General features: G+C 56.0%; 18 protein-coding genes and 3 tRNA genes. 3 read left to right on the forward strand and 18 right to left on the reverse strand.

Annotated elements, in window-relative coordinates; all coding sequences use genetic code 11:
* Positions 1–11: 11 nt before the first annotated feature.
* The 12 genes from nuoI to CPH65_RS20170 all read right to left on the reverse strand — a co-directional run bounded on the left by nuoI (position 12) and on the right by CPH65_RS20170 (position 9,939).
* Entirely contained in the window at positions 12–500 is a 489-nt protein-coding gene (gene nuoI, locus CPH65_RS20115; RefSeq protein ID WP_096175501.1) for an NADH-quinone oxidoreductase subunit NuoI, read from the reverse strand.
* Positions 501–773 carry a hypothetical protein gene (locus tag CPH65_RS20120; RefSeq protein WP_096175502.1) on the reverse strand — a complete coding sequence of 91 codons (273 nt, stop codon included), beginning with the start codon at positions 771–773 and terminating at the stop codon, positions 501–503. It lies immediately after the preceding gene.
* Positions 774–791: 18 nt separating this feature from the next.
* A complete protein-coding gene (locus CPH65_RS20125) occupies positions 792–1,037 on the reverse strand; it encodes a hypothetical protein (protein WP_096175503.1) in 246 nt (81 codons plus the stop codon).
* Positions 1,038–1,050: 13 nt separating this feature from the next.
* Complete coding sequence (gene nuoH / locus CPH65_RS20130; RefSeq protein WP_096175504.1) at positions 1,051–2,100, reverse strand: NADH-quinone oxidoreductase subunit NuoH; 1,050 nt, start codon at positions 2,098–2,100, stop codon at positions 1,051–1,053.
* Between the two features lie 11 nt (positions 2,101–2,111).
* Positions 2,112–4,196 carry an NADH-quinone oxidoreductase subunit NuoG gene (gene nuoG, locus CPH65_RS20135; RefSeq protein ID WP_096175505.1) on the reverse strand — a complete coding sequence of 695 codons (2,085 nt, stop codon included), beginning with the start codon at positions 4,194–4,196 and terminating at the stop codon, positions 2,112–2,114.
* Between the two features lie 2 nt (positions 4,197–4,198).
* A complete protein-coding gene (locus tag CPH65_RS20140) occupies positions 4,199–4,543 on the reverse strand; it encodes a pentapeptide repeat-containing protein (RefSeq protein WP_096175506.1) in 345 nt (114 codons plus the stop codon).
* 5 nt (positions 4,544–4,548) lie between these two features.
* A complete protein-coding gene (nuoF, locus tag CPH65_RS20145; protein ID WP_096176531.1) occupies positions 4,549–5,853 on the reverse strand; it encodes an NADH-quinone oxidoreductase subunit NuoF in 1,305 nt (434 codons plus the stop codon).
* Between the two features lie 8 nt (positions 5,854–5,861).
* Positions 5,862–6,977, reverse strand: coding sequence for an NADH-quinone oxidoreductase subunit NuoE (nuoE, locus tag CPH65_RS20150; protein WP_096175507.1), 1,116 nt, complete (start codon positions 6,975–6,977; stop codon positions 5,862–5,864).
* Positions 6,978–7,094: 117 nt separating this feature from the next.
* Positions 7,095–8,285: an NADH-quinone oxidoreductase subunit D gene (locus CPH65_RS20155; RefSeq protein WP_096175508.1), complete on the reverse strand. Its 1,191-nt coding sequence runs from the start codon at positions 8,283–8,285 to the stop codon at positions 7,095–7,097.
* A 17-nt stretch (positions 8,286–8,302) separates the two neighbouring features.
* The gene (locus CPH65_RS20160; RefSeq protein ID WP_096175509.1) at positions 8,303–8,905 is read right to left on the reverse strand and encodes an NADH-quinone oxidoreductase subunit C; all 603 of its coding nucleotides are present in this window, start codon (positions 8,903–8,905) and stop codon (positions 8,303–8,305) included.
* Positions 8,906–9,001: 96 nt separating this feature from the next.
* Positions 9,002–9,583 (reverse strand): NADH-quinone oxidoreductase subunit B family protein, encoded by a 582-nt coding sequence (locus CPH65_RS20165; RefSeq protein ID WP_096175510.1) that lies wholly within the window; start codon positions 9,581–9,583, stop codon positions 9,002–9,004.
* A complete protein-coding gene (locus CPH65_RS20170; RefSeq protein ID WP_096175511.1) occupies positions 9,574–9,939 on the reverse strand; it encodes an NADH-quinone oxidoreductase subunit A in 366 nt (121 codons plus the stop codon). Before CPH65_RS20170 ends, CPH65_RS20165 begins: the two co-directional genes overlap by 10 nt.
* 624 nt (positions 9,940–10,563) lie before the next feature.
* On the opposite strand from CPH65_RS20170, the gene CPH65_RS20175 reads away from it, so the two are divergent.
* Positions 10,564–11,667, forward strand: coding sequence for a carbohydrate kinase family protein (locus CPH65_RS20175; protein ID WP_096175512.1), 1,104 nt, complete (start codon positions 10,564–10,566; stop codon positions 11,665–11,667).
* A 231-nt stretch (positions 11,668–11,898) separates the two neighbouring features.
* Here CPH65_RS20175 and CPH65_RS20180 read toward each other — a convergent pair.
* Both CPH65_RS20180 and CPH65_RS20185 read right to left on the reverse strand, forming a co-directional pair.
* Positions 11,899–11,975: transfer RNA gene (locus CPH65_RS20180), tRNA-Asp, on the reverse strand.
* Positions 11,976–12,026: 51 nt separating this feature from the next.
* A tRNA-Asp gene (locus CPH65_RS20185) sits at positions 12,027–12,103 on the reverse strand.
* 392 nt (positions 12,104–12,495) lie between these two features.
* Between CPH65_RS20185 and CPH65_RS20190 the strand changes: the two genes are divergently transcribed.
* Both CPH65_RS20190 and CPH65_RS20195 read left to right on the forward strand, forming a co-directional pair.
* Positions 12,496–12,572: transfer RNA gene (locus CPH65_RS20190), tRNA-Val, on the forward strand.
* A 279-nt stretch (positions 12,573–12,851) separates the two neighbouring features.
* Positions 12,852–14,012, forward strand: coding sequence for an IS30 family transposase (locus CPH65_RS20195; protein WP_096176532.1), 1,161 nt, complete (start codon positions 12,852–12,854; stop codon positions 14,010–14,012).
* 78 nt (positions 14,013–14,090) lie between these two features.
* Here CPH65_RS20195 and CPH65_RS20200 read toward each other — a convergent pair whose 3' ends face one another.
* From CPH65_RS20200 to lon, 4 genes are all read right to left on the reverse strand, one after another.
* Positions 14,091–14,534, reverse strand: coding sequence for an acetyltransferase (locus tag CPH65_RS20200; protein ID WP_096175513.1), 444 nt, complete (start codon positions 14,532–14,534; stop codon positions 14,091–14,093).
* Positions 14,535–14,601: 67 nt separating this feature from the next.
* Complete coding sequence (locus CPH65_RS20205; RefSeq protein ID WP_172891555.1) at positions 14,602–15,057, reverse strand: hypothetical protein; 456 nt, start codon at positions 15,055–15,057, stop codon at positions 14,602–14,604.
* Between the two features lie 282 nt (positions 15,058–15,339).
* Positions 15,340–15,645, reverse strand: a complete 306-nt coding sequence (locus tag CPH65_RS20210) for an HU family DNA-binding protein (RefSeq protein ID WP_256385200.1) — start codon at positions 15,643–15,645, stop codon at positions 15,340–15,342.
* Positions 15,646–15,883: 238 nt separating this feature from the next.
* On the reverse strand, positions 15,884–18,316 hold the full coding sequence (gene lon, locus CPH65_RS20215; RefSeq protein ID WP_096175516.1) for an endopeptidase La: 2,433 nt from the start codon (positions 18,314–18,316) through the stop codon (positions 15,884–15,886).
* Positions 18,317–18,335: the final 19 nt, after the last annotated feature.

Consider the following 18,335-nt stretch of genomic DNA (forward strand, 5'->3'; position numbering starts at 1 on the left):
TTGTCCCGCTCTTAGCGATAGGGTGCATCCAGTGCGATGTTGCGCGCCAGTTCCAGCTCCCAGCGATCACCATTCTCAAGCAGCTTTGCCTTGTCGTAGAACAGCTCTTCGCGCGTCTCGGTCGCAAATTCGAAATTCGGTCCCTCGACGATGGCCTCCACCGGACAGGCCTCCTCACACAGACCGCAATAGATGCATTTGGTCATGTCGATGTCATAGCGCGTGGTGCGGCGCGTGCCATCATTACGCCGCGGGCCCGCTTCGATGGTGATCGCCTGCGCCGGACAGATCGCTTCGCACAATTTGCAGGCAATGCAGCGCTCTTCCCCGTTGGGATAGCGCCGAAGCGCGTGCTCGCCGCGAAACCGCGGGGACACCGGCCCTTTCTCGAAGGGATAGTTGAGCGTCGACTTGGGCGCAAAGAAATAGCGCATAGCAAGAAAGAAGGCCGAGACGAACTCCTTCAGCATCAGCGATTTTGCAGCCTGTGCAAGTGCCATCTAGTGTCCTCCCGCAACCTTCAAGCCGGCAAAGAATCCGACGAAGGCAAAAATAATCGGCATCGGCACGCGGTAGAAGAAGCGCGTCAGCCGAGCCAGTGTCTCATTGCTCATGGTGGCCAGTTCCGTCTTGCGCCCCATGACAAACCCATCTTCCTGCGCTTTCAGCACAGCTGGCAGCACAACGACATTGGCGACGATCGCTATCGCCAGCCCAATGAATGCTCCCAACCCGCCAGCCATCAAGCCAGCCATCAAGAATGCCTGTTCCATGCCAGTCTCCAGCCGTGTTCAGCCCGCCAAGGACGCGCCCGCCCAATAACCGATGAAGGGAAACAGAAGCTGGGTTCCACACCAGATCCCGAACTGTATCCAGTCACCATATTTCTTCGTGTTCGGATGGTTGGCGAGGCCCTTCTCCGAACGCATTTTCATCCATTTGGCCCCGAGCAGACCGCCGATCATCTTGAAATCGGCCCATCCGATCACACCGCCAATCAAGGCGCCGACCATTCCCGGCAGTGACAAATCAAACATCTCTGCCCATCCTTTAAGGTGCCCAGCCAGCGAACTGCAGAACACTCGCCACCAGCACCACATAAAACAGCGACAACGGCAGGAAAACCTTCCAGCCAAGGCGCATCAATTGATCATAGCGATAGCGCGGCACGAAGGCCTTCACCATCCCGAACATAAAGAAGACGGCACTCGCCTTCAAAAAGAACCAGACAACACCGGGCACCCAGGTAAAGGGAACAAAGTCGAATGGCGGCAGCCATCCCCCCATGAACAGGATCGTCGTCAGCGAGCACATCAGCGTAATCGCGACATATTCCCCCAGCATGTACATCATGTAGGGCGTGGAGCCATACTCCACCATGAAGCCCGCGACCAGCTCTGATTCCGCCTCGGCCAGATCGAACGGCGGCCGGTTGGTCTCCGCCAAGGCCGAGATAAAGAAGACGATGAACATCGGGAACAGCGGCAACCAGTACCAGTTGAGGAAACTGAGCGCCGGTAGTCCGAGGTACGACGCAAGCCCTTCCTTCTGGGCGAGCACGATGTCAGTCAGATTGAGCGAGCCGACGCACAAGAGAACCGTGATGATCACGAAGCCGATGGACACTTCATACGAGACCATCTGCGCTGCCGAGCGCAAGGCTGACAGGAAGGGATATTTCGAGTTCGAAGCCCAACCGCCCATGATGATGCCGTAGATACCGAGCGAAGAGACCGCAAGAATGTAGAGAATGCCGACATTGAGATCAGCGATCGCCCAGCCTTCAGACACCGGGATCACGGCCCAGGCGGCCAGCGACACCGTCACCATCACAAGAGGCCCGAGCAGGAACATAACCTTGTTTGAGCCAGATGGAATCACCGGTTCCTTGAGGATGAATTTCAACAGATCGGCAAAGGACTGCAACAGCCCCCACGGCCCGACCACATTGGGGCCACGGCGCATCTGCACCGCCGCCCAGATCTTTCGATCCGCCAACAGGACATAGGCAACGATCACCAAGAGGACGACCAGCAGAAGCAGCGACTGCCCCACCATGATCGCGCCGGGGATGAGCCAATTGTCGACAAAACCATTCATCAGTCAGCCCCCTACTCCGCAGCTTGCGCCGCGTGCCCCTTTGCCAGCGCGCTGCACTCGGCCATGACGGCAGACGCGCGCGCAATCGGATTGGTGAGATAATAATCAGTGATCGGCGAGACCATGGCCTGCCCCTTGCCGCGCTTGGCCCCTTTGGCCAGCGCCTTGATCGAAGCGACATCACCAACCAGACAGTCATCCAGCTGATCAAGGTCCGGATGATCCGCAATGAGCTTGCTGCGCAGCGCCGCAAGACTGTCAAAGGGCAGCACCTTGTCAAGCTTGGCCGACAGTGCCCGGAGGATCGCCCAGTCTTCCTTGGCATCCCCGGGCGCGAAATTGGCCCGCATCGCCATTTGCACCCGTCCTTCGGTGTTGAGATAAAGGCCAGACTTCTCGGTGTAGGTCGCGCCGGGCAGAATCACATCCGCTGCATGCGCCCCAGCGTCGCCATGGCTGCCGATATAGACCTTGAAGGCATCGCCAAAGGCATCAAAGCTGAGCTCGTCCGCCCCCAGAAGGAACAACAGATCAACGCCGCCCTGCTGCATCGCCCCGATATCCTTGGCGCCTTCTTCCGGAACGAAACCAACTTCGAAGGCTCCCACGGCACTCGCATCGGTGTGCAGCATGGAGAAGCCATTCCAGTCCTCACCCAGCGCACCACACTTGACCGCCAGCTTGGCGGCCTGCGTCAGCACATTGTAGCCGTCATCGTGGTTGATTGCTCCCTGCCCGATCAGGATCAAGGGACGCTCTGCCCCCTCCAGAACAGGGAAGAAATCTCCCTTGCCCTGAGCAAGATCAGCCAGAACATGGGAGCTTGACCCCAGATAATCGTAACCATATTTGAGATCGGCCTGCTCACCAATCACGCCAATGCGTGTACCGCCAGCCAGCCAGCTCTTGCGAATGCGGGCGTTGAGGACAGCGGCCTCCATGCGGGGATTGGAGCCGACGATCAGGATCGCGTCCGCATCCTCGATGCCCTCGATGGTGGCGTTAAACAAATAAGCCGCCCGTCCCATGGCGCCATGCAAAACCGAGCCGTCCTGACGCGCATCGATATTGCCTGACCCCAGCGAGGCCATCAGCAGCTTCATGGCATACATTTCTTCGGCGCTGGCCATAGACCCGGCAATCGCACCGATCCGGTCACCAGATGTCCCTTTGACCCGCTCGGCAACAACAGCAAAGGCTTCGTCCCAGTTCGCAGGCGTCAGTTTGCCGCCCTTGCGCACATAGGGCCGATCAAGACGTTGCGACTTGAGCCCATCCCAGATGAAGCGGCTCTTGTCAGAAATCCATTCCTCATTGACCGCATCATTGTTGTGCGGCTGAATGCGCATCACGTCACGGCCACGCGTGTCCACCCGGATGTTGCTGCCCACCGCATCCATCGCGTCGATGGTCTCGGTCTTGGTTAGCTCCCACGGGCGGGCCGTGAAGGCATAAGGCCGCGAGGTCAGCGCGCCGACCGGGCACAGATCAATCACGTTGCCTTGTAATTCGGACGTCAGCGCCGCTTCCAGATACGTGGTGATTTCGGCATCCTCACCGCGCCCGACAAGCCCAAGCTCCTGAATGCCCGCCACCTCGGTGGTAAAGCGCACACAGCGGGTGCAATGAATGCAGCGGGTCATCACGGTCTTGACCAGCGGCCCGATATATTTGTCCTCGACCGCCCGCTTGTTCTCGGTGAAGCGAGAGCCGCCTTTGCCGTAAGCCATGGCCTGATCCTGAAGATCGCATTCCCCGGCCTGATCACAGATCGGACAATCAAGGGGATGATTGATCAAGAGAAATTCCATCACGCCTTCACGGGCCTTCTTGACCATCGGCGATTTGGTGAAAATCTCCGGCGGCTCGCCATCCCGACCGGGACGCATGTCCGCCACGCGCATCGCACAGGACGCTGCCGGCTTTGGCGGACCGCCCTTCACTTCAACAAGGCACATGCGGCAGTTGCCCGCCACCGACAGGCGCTCATGATAGCAGAAACGCGGGATTTCCGCGCCGGCCTCTTCGGCAGCCTGCAGCAGGGTATATTCACCCGGCACTTCAATCTCGACGCCATCAACGATCAGCTTTGCCATGATCAGCTTTCCCCGCCGTTCGCATTTTGCGCTTTCCAGAGCGACAGAAGATCAGAAACCTCGATCCCGTCGATGGTCATGCCTTCCATCTGGCAGGCTTTGAGGGAAGCGCCGGAAAGATTGGCTGCTTCAACGCGAAACCCTGCCAGATTGGCATCCGTCACCGACCAACCGGACATATTCAAATTCTCGGCTACACAGCCTGAAAAATTGACATCGTCATAGCGGCCACCTGACAGGTTCACATTGTGAAATTTGGAGCCACACAAATTCACGTCGTCGAAGTCAGATCCGGACAGATCGCAGGTCTTCACTTCAATCCGATGATTTTCCTTATTAAGTTTCATCTGCCCTACTCCGCAGCCGCCAGCGGGGCCGCATCCTCTTTCGGATTGGCCGTATACTGATCAATTCTCTGTTCAATCACCGGGCGGAAATGACGGATAAGCCCCTGCACCGGCCAGGCTGCCGCATCGCCAAGAGCGCAGATCGTGTGACCTTCCACCTGCTTGGAGACCTCGAACAGCATATCGATTTCTTTCTTCGAGGCTTCACCCCGCACCATGCGCTCCATGACGCGCCACATCCAGCCGGTTCCCTCCCGGCACGGTGTGCACTGGCCACAGCTTTCGTGCTTGTAGAAATAGCTCAGTCGCGCAATCGCCTTGATGATATCGGTCGACTTGTCCATGACGATGACAGCAGCGGTTCCAAGTCCCGAGCCCAGCTCCTTGAGGCTGTCGAAATCCATCGGACAATCCGTGATCTGATCGGCAGGCACACAAGGCACCGACGAGCCGCCCGGAATCACCGCAAGGAGATTGTCCCAGCCGCCGCGAATGCCGCTGCAATGCTTGTTGATCAGTTCCTTAAAGGGAACCGACATGGCCTCTTCGAAGGTGGCGGGCTGATTGACATGTCCAGAGACGCAGAAAAGCTTGGTGCCGTGGTTGTTCTCGGCCCCGAAGCCTTTGAACCAGCTGGCGCTGCGCCGCAGAATCGTCGGCGCCACGGCAATGGATTCCACATTGTTGACCGTGGTCGGACAGCCATAAAGCCCGACATTGGCCGGAAATGGCGGCTTGAGGCGCGGCTGGCCCTTCTTGCCTTCCAGCGATTCGAGCAGCGCGGTTTCCTCACCGCAAATATAAGCCCCGGCCCCGTGATGCACGATGATGTCGAAGTCATAGCCGTGGATGTTATTCTTGCCGATCAGCTTTTTTTCATAGGCCTGATCAACCGCCGCCTGAAGGCGTTCACGCTCGCGGATGAATTCGCCGCGCACATAGATATAGGCCGCATCCGCGTTCATCGCGAAACCGGCAATCAGACAGCCCTCAACCAGATGGTGGGGATCGTGACGCAGGATTTCCCGGTCCTTGCAGGTGCCCGGCTCGGATTCATCAGCGTTGACGACGAGATATTGCGGCCGCCCTTCCTGTTTGGGCGGCATGAAGGACCATTTCAAACCGGTCGGAAAGCCAGCACCGCCGCGCCCCCTGAGGCCCGAGGCCTTCATCTCGTTGATGATCCAGTCCTGCCCCTTGGCCAGAATGCCCTTGGTACCATCCCAACTGCCGCGCTTGAGCGCACCCTCAAGACCCCAGTCATGCAGGCCATAGATATTGGTGAAGATCCGGTCTTTATCCTGGAGCATCGCGACCATTATTTGCCTCCTTCGCTCTTGCTGGAGTCAACCTTGCCCGCGGCAACGCGCTTGGAAAAGTCCGTATCGCCGCCTTCGGCCAAAACCTTGGACTGCGCAATCCAGTCTTCCCGCTCGATCCGCCCCTTGAAGGACAGCTGGCCGTTGACATAGGCGCAATTCTCGTTGGTCCAGCTGGCGATCTGCGAGAAATGGAAAACGCCCATCGCATTGAGCTTTTCCTCGATCTTCGGACCGATACCGGAAATTTCCTTGAGGTTATCCGCCTGACCACCGGCTGGCGCGTCCAGCAATTGGGGGGCATCCCCCTCCGGGACTTTTTCTGACGGCGTCTTGACCGCCGGTTTGGATTTGGTCTTCGGAGGCGTTTTCTTGGCAGGAGCGCTCTCGGGCTTGGCAGCCTTGATCGGCTTTTGGTCTTCCTTTTCGACCTCTGCTGAAGTGGAAGCGTCGCTATCCGCGTCATCCATGCCTGCGCCAAGGCCGTATTTCACACGCGACCCATCATAAAGCGCTGGATCGGTCAGCGTCACCGGCCCGTCAGCAGGCGCCCCATGAATGCGGCCCTCCTGCTGCGTTCCCGGCGTGATGTCTTCACCCGCGTCAATCTTGCTGATCAGATCTTCGAGAATTTCCGGTGTCAGATCTTCATAGGTGTCCTTGAAAATCTGGATCATCGGCGCATTGACACAAGCCCCCGCGCACTCGATCTCTTCCCACGAGAAATTGCCGTCCTCTGATAGGGCGAAGGGATGAGCGGCGATTTTATTCTTGCAGACACGGATCAGATCTTCTGCCCCGCGCAACATGCAGGGCGTCGTCCCGCAAACCTGAATATGAGCTTTCTTGCCAACCGGCTGCAGTTGGAACTGTGTGTAGAAGGTGGCCACCTCAAGCACGCGGATATAGGGCATTGAGAGCATGTCTGCCACACACTCGATCGCTGGCTGAGTAACCCAGCCTTCCTGCTCCTGCGCCCGCATAAGAAGCGGAATCACAGCCGAGGCCTGACGACCTTCGGGATATTTGCTGATCACATGCTTGGCCCAATCGAGATTCTCGGCTGAGAACTCGAATGAATCAGGCTGTTCGCTGTGCAGGCGACGGACACTCATGTCTGCCGTTCCTTGTGCTTGAACCCCAATCGACCGGCGCGGCCACCGGGGCTTTGTTCAAATTTGCCTGCTTCCCTGTTTAAAGAGACCAGACTGATTTTCCTATTGGCCAGCCGACTAACGGTCGACTTCACCGAACACGATATCGAGCGAGCCCAGAATGGCTGACACGTCAGCAAGCTGGTAGCCACGCGACAGAAAATCCATTGCCGAGAGATGCACGAACCCCGGCGCCCGGATCTTGCATTTGTAAGGCTTGTTGCTGCCGTCCGAGACCAGATAGACCCCGAATTCGCCCTTGGGCGCCTCAACCGCGGCATACACCTCGCCAGCAGGCACATGGAAACCCTCTGTGTGCAGCTTGAAGTGATTGATCAGCGCTTCCATCGAGCGCTTCATCTCATCGCGCCGGGGCGGAACGATCTTGTCGTTCTTTGCCATCACGGGGCCACGCCCTTCCGGCTCGCGCAATTTGGTGATGCACTGGCGCATGATCCGCACCGATTGGCGCATTTCTTCCATGCGCATCAGGTAGCGGTCGTAATTATCGCCATGCTTGCCGACGGGGATGTCGAACGCCATCTCGCCGTAGCATTCATATGGCTGGCTCTTGCGCAAATCCCACGGCACGCCGCAAGAGCGCACCATGCAGCCCGAGAACCCCCAAGCCCATGCATCCTCGAGCTCGACGATTCCGATGTCAGCATTGCGCTGCTTGAAAATCCGGTTGTCGGTCAGCAGACGGTCGATATCGTCAACCACCTTGAGAAAAGGATCACACCAGGCCTCGATATCATCAACAAGGTCTTCGGTCAGATCCTGATGCACCCCGCCAACCCGGAAATAGTTGGCGTGAAGCCGTGCCCCGCAAGCCCGCTCGTAAAAGACCATCAACTTCTCGCGCTCTTCAAAGCCCCACAGAGGCGGCGTCAGCGCGCCCACATCCATGGCCTGTGTCGTCACATTGAGAAGATGATTGAGAATGCGACCAATCTCGGAGTAGAGCACACGGATGAGCGACGCCCGGCGCGGTATCTCAAGCCCCAAAAGCCGCTCGATGGCGAGACAGAAGGCGTGCTCCTGATTCATGGGCGACACATAGTCGAGCCGATCAAAATAAGGCGTCGCCTGTGCATAGATCTTGTGCTCGATAAGCTTCTCTGTGCCGCGATGCAGCAGGCCGATATGCGGATCAACCCGTTCGACGATCTCGCCATTCAGCTCGAGAATCATGCGCAGCACGCCATGCGCGGCCGGATGCTGGGGACCGAAATTGATATTGAAATTTCTAACGTGTGCTTCAGCCATGTAAGTCCGCTCCCCTCCTAACCGTTCGCCTTCTCGTCGCCCGGCAGCGCATAGTCAACGCCTTCCCAAGGGCTGAGAAAATCAAACGAGCGGAATTCCTGCGGCAACTTGACCGGTTCATAGACAACCCGCTTCTTTTCGTCGTCGTAGCGCACTTCATAATAACCGGTGAGCGGGAAATCCTTGCGCAGAGGATGCCCATCAAATCCGTAATCTGTCAGGAGCCGCCTGAGATCGGGATGGCCACTGAACAGAATGCCATACATGTCATAGGTCTCGCGCTCGAACCAGTTGGCACCAGCAAAGACACCACAGATCGACTTGACCGGCTTGCCCTCTTCCGTGGTGATCTTGATGCGAATGCGCATATTCTGTTTCGGGCTGAGCAGATGATAGACCACTTCGAAACGCTCTTCGCGCCCGGGATAGTCGACAGCCGTCAGATCAATGAAGCAGGCAAACTGCAAGCGCGGGTCATCGCGCAGAAACCGCACCACTTCGACAATATCGGACCGGTTGGCATTGACCGTCAACTCACCGAAGGCAACCGTCCAACCGAGTATCTTTCCGCCAAGGGCGGAGGCAATAAAATCCCCGAGATCTCGTAATGTCTCGTCCATCGTTCGCCATCCCGTGTCGGGCCTGTTGGACCCAATGATGTTGTCCTGATTGGCCCGGACCGAGCGGTCCGCGCCTTCAGCAAGCGTTTGTCGCTTCTATCGTTCGATTGATCCGGTACGCCGGATCTTCTTTTGCAGGAGCAGCACACCATAAAGCAGCGCTTCTGCAGTTGGTGGGCAGCCAGGCACATAGATATCGACCGGCACAACCCGATCGCATCCCCGCACCACACTGTAGGAATAATGGTAATAGCCGCCACCGTTGGCGCAGGATCCCATCGAGATCACATAGCGCGGCTCTGGCATCTGGTCATAGACCTTGCGCAGAGCGGGCGCCATCTTGTTGGTCAGGGTGCCTGCAACGATCATCACGTCGGACTGACGCGGCGACCCGCGCGGCGCAAAGCCGAACCGTTCGCCATCATAACGCGGCATCGACATGTGCATCATCTCGACGGCGCAGCAGGCAAGACCGAAGGTCATCCACATCAGGGATCCGGTGCGCGCCCAGTTGATCAGGTCATCGGTCGCGGTAACAAGAAAGCCCTTGTCGGACAGCTCTTCGCGGACACCAGAGAAGAATGGATCATCATGCCCCACGGGCTTGCCCGTCTTGGGGTCCAGCACGCCCTTGGGCTGCTCGGCGACCAGTGTCTGATTGTCTGTAATCAATCCCATTCCAGCGCCCCCTTCTTCCATTCATAGGCAAAGCCGATGGTCAGAACAGCAAGGAAAATCATCATGGAGACAAATCCAAATATCCCCAGATCGCCAAAGGCCACCGACCAGGGAAACAGGAATGCCACCTCCAGATCGAATATGATAAAGAGAATGGCAACGAGATAGAACCGCACATCAAAGGTCATCCGGGCATCATCAAACGCATTGAATCCACATTCATAAGCGGAGAGCTTTTCCGGATCAGGGTTCTTGAAGGCAACGATAAAGGGCGAGATCAGCAAGGCAAGGCCGATGAAGAGGGATATGCCAATGAAGATAACGACGGGAAGATAGGTCCCTAGCAAGTCTTCCATAACCTGACAGTCCTTTCTACATTGGTCTTTCGCCCCAGATGCGGGCGATCCAGCTTTGAAGGATCGTCAGTCAGGCGATAAACCTCTGATGGGTCGCATTTTGGTCAGAATGCATACCGGTTGAAAGCACGCTTAACTCAGTGCAAACGCTTAGGCAAGAGTCGCCCTGCAATTTTGTCACATACCAATCCGATAGTACTGTGAACAAATCACAATCGCCGGATTCGGCCTCATTTCAAAGAAAAATCACTGCAAAAACAATATCAAAATTAGCAGGCAACAAAAAAACAGGAGAAACTCTTGTCGATATGATAACAGGATGGCCCGCACAATTGATCTAGGTTAGGGTCAAACATATATGGGAGCCTATAGGACAGGGCAGTCCCCGACGACGCATATCCGGCGCGGCGAACTGCTAAACCAAAGGATAGTTTTCTTGCTAGTGGATACAAAAAACTGTGAAATTCAGGCCTTTTATCGCTGCAGAAAATCCAGCTTTGATCTTTTTTCAAGCAGTGAATAAATTGCCCGCTATACACTAAAGGATAATGCACCTATTTTGGGTGCGGCAAAGCGCTCATTCAAAACCCACACGACGGTTCAACGTGAAAAGAGGCACATCTAATGAAAACTGCAACAATCGGCTCCGCAATGATCGATATCATTACCATTGTTGCCGACAATGACATTGAACGCATTTCCATGACCAATGCGCACAATTCATTCTTGCTGCTGGAACAGGGGCGCAAGATCGACGCTCACAATATTTCCACCCATGTTGGGGGTGGTGCCATCAATGCCGCTGTTGCGCTGTCTCGCCTTGGGCACGACGCCACACCGCACGTCAAGATCGGTGAAGACATCGAAGCCGAAATGGTACGCCAGCTGCTCAACCGCGAAAACATGAGCCTCGACGGCCTTATGACCACTGACAAGGCCATCACCGGCTGTTCGGTCATCATTGCCTCGCATGACCGCAACGCCTCGATCTTCACTGCCCGCGGCGCGAACTGCCGCGTGACCGATGATGATGTCGTCGAGGGCCTCTTCGATGGTGCCAAGCTTCTTCACATCGCACCCATGTCGAACGAATCCGCCGAAGCATTCCCGATGATTTGCCAGCGCGGTCGCGAATCCGGTGCCTTTGTTGTCGCCAACCCCGGCGAACGCCAGATCAACCGGCGCGGCACTGAATTCCTTGAGGCCTGCAAAGACATCGACCTGATCAACATCAACCGCGCCGAAGCAGAAATCCTGATGCCGATCGTGCTCGAGAACATGGATGCTTCCAAAATGCGCAGCACCCGGGTTGATCCCGACGCGTCCAAGACCCTGCTGTCGCGCGGGCTCATCATGGATCACGTCCACTGCTCTCTGGCAGGCTTCATGTCCTTGCTGATGGAACTTGGGCCCAAATATGTGCTCGTCACCGATGGCACCGGCGGCTCTTATCTGGGGTGCAAGGACGGGCTTTATCACGCACCAATCAAGAAGGCCAAAGTCCGCGGCACCGCAGGGGCTGGCGACAGCTTCACCTCCACCTTCGGCGCTCTTCTGGCTGAGGGACTGGGCGAGGAAAAAGCCCTCCAGATGGCAGCAATCAACTCCTCCTCGGTGGTTGAATATGTCGACACCCAGTCCGGGCTGCTTATGCGCGAAGAACTGGAAAAACGCCTTGAGGAATTTGCCAAAGACCTTCCCGTCGGTTTCTGGCCATGGGTTGACTAAGCAACCATCCCGAACATACCGATCCGGCAAAGCAATAAAAGGGCCTCAGCACGCGCTGTGGCCCTTTTTTGGTGCATTGGCGGATGAGGCCCATGGGGACGCGCGACCGCGCGCACACGGCATCGTGGAGCATCGCAGAAGGCTATCGATATCGAGGGGTTTCGCGCAAGCGCCGGCGCAATAAGCTACGTGCATTTCGTCATATTGGGGAAAGAAAATCTGCCAGAAAAGTGGCGAGAGTGACGGGACTCGAACCCGCGACCTTCGGCGTGACAGGCCGACGCTCTAACCAACTGAGCTACACCCCCGCACATGGCGGACCAGATATTATCGCATTATATCCGGTTGCAGGATCTGGGTGGCGAGAGTGACGGGACTCGAACCCGCGACCTTCGGCGTGACAGGCCGACGCTCTAACCAACTGAGCTACACCCCCAGTACCCGAACCACACGACGTCGTCAAAGCGACATGTTCGTGTGGAGTGGCGCTGAAATACGATGGCAGAGTTTCTAAGTCAAGCGCACAGGGAATTCTTTTTGTGTAAACTTCACACCCCTTTGCCATATCGGCATATTTCTGCGTGTTTTTTCTTGTGTGAAAAAGGACTTATCCAACATTGCGCCGCGCTCGAAACGCCGCCGTCGATCAGCTCGCCAGACTCTGTTCATTGGTGTAAAATGGACGGACGAAATTCTCAACACAGCCGCTTTTGGCCAACAAGGTATAGCGCCTTGGCGATTTCCCCAGAGAATGATCAGGACCGTCATTTTTTTGTTGCATGACCGAGACCCAGCCTCTAAAAGCACCTCACACACGCTTTGGCGTACGGGTGATTAGCTCAGCTGGTTAGAGCATCTCGTTTACACCGAGAGGGTCGGGAGTTCGAATCTCTCATCACCCACCATCTTTTGCTTCGCAAAAGATGGATCAGAGTTCCCAAACATTGCGAACTTTCAGCGGCAGGTGCATTTCCGTAGGAAATCACCGAGAGCCAGCACCCTTCTCTCCGCAAAAGCGCAACACCCTCCCTCACTGCCCAGCATCGTCAGCGACAGGCAATTTTCAATAAAAAGCGCCGAAAGCCTGCCCGCCCCAGCCGCACCACCTAATTGGCAGCTATGCGGGGTAGTTTCAACGGGTCGACGCAACACTTTAATCTATGAGAAGGATTGGAGTGGATGTCATGAAGTACCGCCAACGAACATTTTATACAGATAGTCAAAAGTCAGAGATGTGGGATCGATGGCAGCGCGGAGAATCATTGAGCTCTATTGGGCGCAGGTTTAATCGTGCCTCGTCCTCGATTTATCCGTTTCTGGCGCGCACTGGTGGCATCCGACCAGCCGAACGTGTGAGATCGCGCTTGGCGCTTACTCTTTCTGAACGCGAAGAGATATCGAGGGGCCTCATCACCCAAATGTCCTTGAGGGCAATTGCGCGATCTTTGCAACGCTCAGTATCGACAATAAGTCGCGAGGTTAGACGCAATGGAGGTACCAAGAACTACCGAGCAACGCTGTCAGATGCTGCAGCGTGGGATCGTGCCCATCGCCCAAAACCGTGTAAGTTGGCAGGCAATGACTATCTGTGTCGTGCGATATCTGCCAAGCTGGCGCGCAAATGGTCCCCGCAGCAAATCGCAGGCTGGCTGATGCGTAAACATCCCGATGATGAAGGCAAACGCGTCTCGCATGAGACGATCTACCGGAGCCTGTTTATCCAGACACGTGGTGTACTTAAGAAAGAATTGCTGGTGCATTTGCGAGCGACACGGTCCATTCGCCGGTCTCGCCATGCCACGCTGAAGCGCAGTGGGATAGGTAAGTTCAACGATGCGATTTCGATCCGCGATAGACCTGCAGAAGTCGACGATCGGGCCGTACCTGGTCACTGGGAAGGAGACCTGATCGCCGGCTCCGGCAATAGCTTCATTGCAACATTGGTCGAGCGCCACACCCGCTTTGTGATGTTGGCAAAAGTAAGCAACAAAGACAGTCACAGCGTCATTCAGGCGTTGATCAAACAGTCATGCAAGTTGCCCAAAGAGCTTTATCGTTCGCTGACTTGGGATCGTGGCTGTGAAATGGCTGGACACAAAGCATTCTCCTGGGCGACCAATATTGATGTCTTTGTGTGCGAGCCTCATTCGCCGTGGCAACGCGGTACAAACGAAAATACCAACCGTCTGCTACGTCAGTACTTCCCAAAGGGCACTGATTTGTCCATACATAGTCAGGCAAAGCTAAGCGCTATTGCAAGGCAACTGAACGAACGACCACGCAAAACGCTCAACTACGAAACTCCTGCTGAGCGTTTCCAAGCATGTGTTGCATCGATCAGTTGAACCCACCGGACGTTTCGGTCATTCGCCGCACAAGCAAGAGAAACGCTGCGTCCGACAGCAAGGCGACGGGGCCGCCGCTCACATAGGTGACTGATGCCGCAAATGAATGAGGGGATAAGGCCTTCCCTGCCCATCATGGGAAGACGTTCCCGTGCGGACGAAACCGACCTGCTCATAGAACGCGAGCGCCTCTGGGTTTTGCTCATTCACATCGGCTGTCAGCTCAGGATGGGCCGCGATGGCTCGCGATATGAAGGCTTTGCCGATCCCTTGTCCATGTTGATCCGGGTCGATAAACAGTGCCTCCAGATGACCGTCATGCAGAAACATGAAACCCTGCGGTATGTCTGCGGCATCAACTGAAAGTTGCAGGCTCACCTGTGGAAAGAACTCCATAAGCTCGGCCTCAATGGCCGACTTGTCGACGGGCGCAAGGAAGTGATGAGTGGCGTCGACCGCCCGACGCCATATCTCCATGACGCGCGGTAAGTCCTTATCTGTTGAAGGTCTGAAAGTAAGCATGGTGCTCGTTCACATAACCGTCCCACTGTCCGCAATGGCCTCAAACCAGCAGCCACCACGGAAGGCCTCACGCCACGTGGTGCCTCAAGGACATCAGGAACGCCCGGACGCGTTTTTCAGTCCCCTGCCCCTCAAAGGCCTCGAGCTTGTCCTCGGACCAGCCATCAACCGGGTTCAGATCCACCAGGAGGCCGTCATACACGACCTGCTCCTCGTCGGTCAGCGGCAGCTGAGAAGCCGCCTGTAGCAGCTCCAGGAGCCCGTGGACACGCAACATGATCACGAAGGCGCTGGTCATGTCGCCCAGCAGTTGCGGCTCTGTGCGCCAACTGCGGCCCTTGAAGACCTCTTGCGTCACCCGCTGCCCTGCCCCGTGACAATCATAATGACAACAGCCACGATAGCCTTCTTGCTCGCGTGTCTCATAAATCTTGCACTGGTTGCGCTCTCCAAGCTGCGGACAGGGCACGCCATTGGGCTTTTCTATGGGAAAGTCATCCGACCGGTCGAAGGCCAGTGACACGCAGCATAAAGCAGCACAATTGTTGCAATCAGCGACCAGAAGCGAAGGATCCACCAAAACAGTTCCCTTTCCCAAAATTCGTAACAAGTAAGCGGGCGCTTCATACAGAATGAATCGCGCCACACGTTCAATGATAACGGCCATGGCCATGGAGTCCATGACAGCAAGCCGAACGCAGACCCCATCGACAAGATCAGGAGATCGGTTAACACGAACAAAAATGCCCCCGGCTCGGATGAACCGGGGGCATGTGATCAACCTGTCGCCAGGCGACGGACCGCCTTAGCTGTTGACAGCGTCTTTCAGACCTTTACCAGCCTTGAACTTCGGCGTTTTGGACGCCGGAATCTGGATGGTTTCACCAGTACGCGGGTTACGGCCTTCGGTAGCAGCACGCTCGGTTACGGAAAAGTTGCCAAAGCCGATGACGCGGACTTCATCGCCAGATTTCAGAGTGTCTGCGATGATGTCGAACAGAGCATCCACAGCCTCACCAGCCTGTGCCTTGGTCAGTTCAGCCTTTTCCGCAACAGAAGAGATCAGTTCGTTCTTGTTCATAATTACTTCCTTTTCGGTTCGATTGTGCACGCCGCAGCCTCGCACAATCCGTCACCATTAAGAATCAACACACCTTGGGCAAATACCAGACGCGAGTTGCGACAATCTTTCGAAACCGGATAGAAATCAAGTACAAAACTCGCAGAAAACTGCCATTTTTTGCGGTTTAAACAGGATTTCTCACTTGTTCAACGAAAAAAGGCCCTTCCTGCACAGGAAGGGCCTTTTTCTTCACAAGCCAAGGGGCACGAACAAAGCGCTTCTGAACCTAGTGTTGAAGCGAAGGTGCTTCATCAGACTCAGAATCACTCGCCATGCTGGGGTCAGGCATCTGGCTTTCATCCCACTCAATGGGCTCGGGCATCTCGACCAGAGCATGCTCGAGAACCTGACCAACATTGGAGACTGGGATGATATCCATCTCGTTCTTCACATTGTCCGGAATGTCTGCCAGATCCTTGGCATTCTCTTCCGGAATGAGAACGGTCTTGATGCCACCACGCAGTGCAGCAAGGAGTTTTTCCTTGAGACCACCGATAGGCAGAACGCGACCACGCAGGGTGATCTCGCCAGTCATCGCGACATCCTTGCGAACAGGAATGCCGGTCATGATCGACGTGATGGCAGTTGCCATCGCAATACCGGCCGACGGCCCATCCTTGGGTGTTGCCCCTTCGGGCACATGCATGTGGATGTCTTTCTTGTCGAACACAGGAGGTTCGACACCGAAATCAACCGCCCGCGAGCGCACATAGCTTGCTGCAGCCTGAATCGATTCCTTCATCACATCACGCAGGTTACCCGTCACCGTCATCTTGCCTTTGCCGGGCATCATGACGCCTTCGATGGTCAGCAGTTCCCCGCCGACTTCCGTCCAGGCAAGCCCCGTGACGACACCGACCTGATCTTCCGAATCGATCTCGCCGTGGCGGAAGCGCGGCACACCAAGATAGTCCTCAATGTTGTCCGTCGTTACCTCGACCTTGTCGAGCTGCTTCATGATCAGATCCTTGGTCACCTTACGCGCCAGCTTCATCAGCTCACGTTCAAGGTTACGCACACCAGCCTCACGCGTATAGCGCTGGACGATCATGCGCAGACCATCATCATCAAGGGTGAACTCATTCTCCTTGAGGCCATGATCCTTGCGGGCTTTCGGGATGAGGTGGCGGCGAGCGATCTCGACCTTCTCATCCTCGGTGTAGCCGGCAATGCGGATGACTTCCATACGGTCCATCAGAGGAGCCGGAATATTGAGCGTATTGGCCGTGGTGATGAACATCACGTTCGACAGGTCATATTCCACTTCCAGATAATGGTCCATGAACGCATGGTTCTGTTCCGGATCCAGCACCTCAAGCAGAGCCGAAGATGGATCGCCTCGGAAGTCCATACCCATCTTGTCGATCTCGTCGAGAAGGAACAACGGGTTGGCTTTCTTGGCCTTTTTCATCGACTGGATCACTTTGCCCGGCATGGAGCCGATATAGGTCCGGCGATGGCCGCGGATCTCGGCTTCGTCGCGCACGCCGCCCAGCGCCATGCGAACGAATTCACGGCCAGTTGCCCGTGCAATCGATTTGCCAAGCGAGGTCTTGCCAACGCCCGGAGGACCAACCAGACAGAGAATCGGACCCTTGAGCTTGTTGGTCCGCTTCTGAACCGCAAGATACTCAACGATGCGTTCCTTGACCTTCTCAAGGCCATAGTGATCGATATCGAGGATCTCCTCGGCTTTCGCCAGATCCACCTTGACGCGGGACTTTTTGCTCCACGGAATACCGATCAGCCAATCGAGATAGTTGCGCACGACTGTGGCTTCTGCCGACATCGGGCTCATCTGCTTGAGCTTCTTTAGCTCAGCCTCGGCCTTTTCACGGGCTTCCTTGCTGAGTTTCGTCTTCTCGATGGTCTGCTCAAGCTCGCGCAATTCGTCCGCGCCGTCTTCCGAATCCCCAAGCTCCTTCTGAATGGCCTTCATCTGCTCATTCAGATAATATTCGCGCTGGGTTTTCTCCATCTGACGCTTGACGCGACTGCGGATGCGTTTCTCAACCTGCAGAACGGAAATTTCGCTTTCCATCAGGCCAAGCACCTGCTCGAGGCGTTCCACGATGCTAACGATGCCCAGTATTTCCTGTTTTTCCTGGATCTTGATCGCCAGATGAGAGGCAACCGTATCCCCAAGCTTGGAAAAGTCTTCGATCTGCGAAACCGCACCGATGACTTCAGGCGACACTTTCTTGTTGAGCTTGACGTAATTTTCGAACTCGGTCGCGACAGAGCGGGCCAGCGCCTCGACTTCGACAGCATCGCCATCTTCGTCGTGCATAACCGTCGCTGTTGCCTCATAAAGGTCGTCGCGTTTGGTGAAGTCACCAAGCTTGGCACGATCCATGCCTTCAACCAGAACCTTGACAGTGCCATCCGGCAGCTTGAGCAGCTGCAACACGGTCGCGAGCGTCCCGATCTTGTAGATTTCTTCGGGCGCGGGATCATCGTCGCCAGCGTTTTTCTGGGTCGCCAGCAAAATCATTTTGTCAGACTGCATCACCTCTTCCAGAGCGCGAATGGATTTTTCGCGTCCCACAAAAAGCGGCACAATCATATGAGGAAAGACAACAATGTCTCTCAGCGGCAAGACCGGATAAGTATCGGAAGCCGAACGGCCGACATCCTCGTTGTAAGGTGCTTCGGTCATGCATTCCTACCTTTCTTGG

The organism is Cohaesibacter sp. ES.047, from assembly GCF_900215505.1.
Classification (GTDB): Bacteria; Pseudomonadota; Alphaproteobacteria; order Rhizobiales; family Cohaesibacteraceae; genus Cohaesibacter.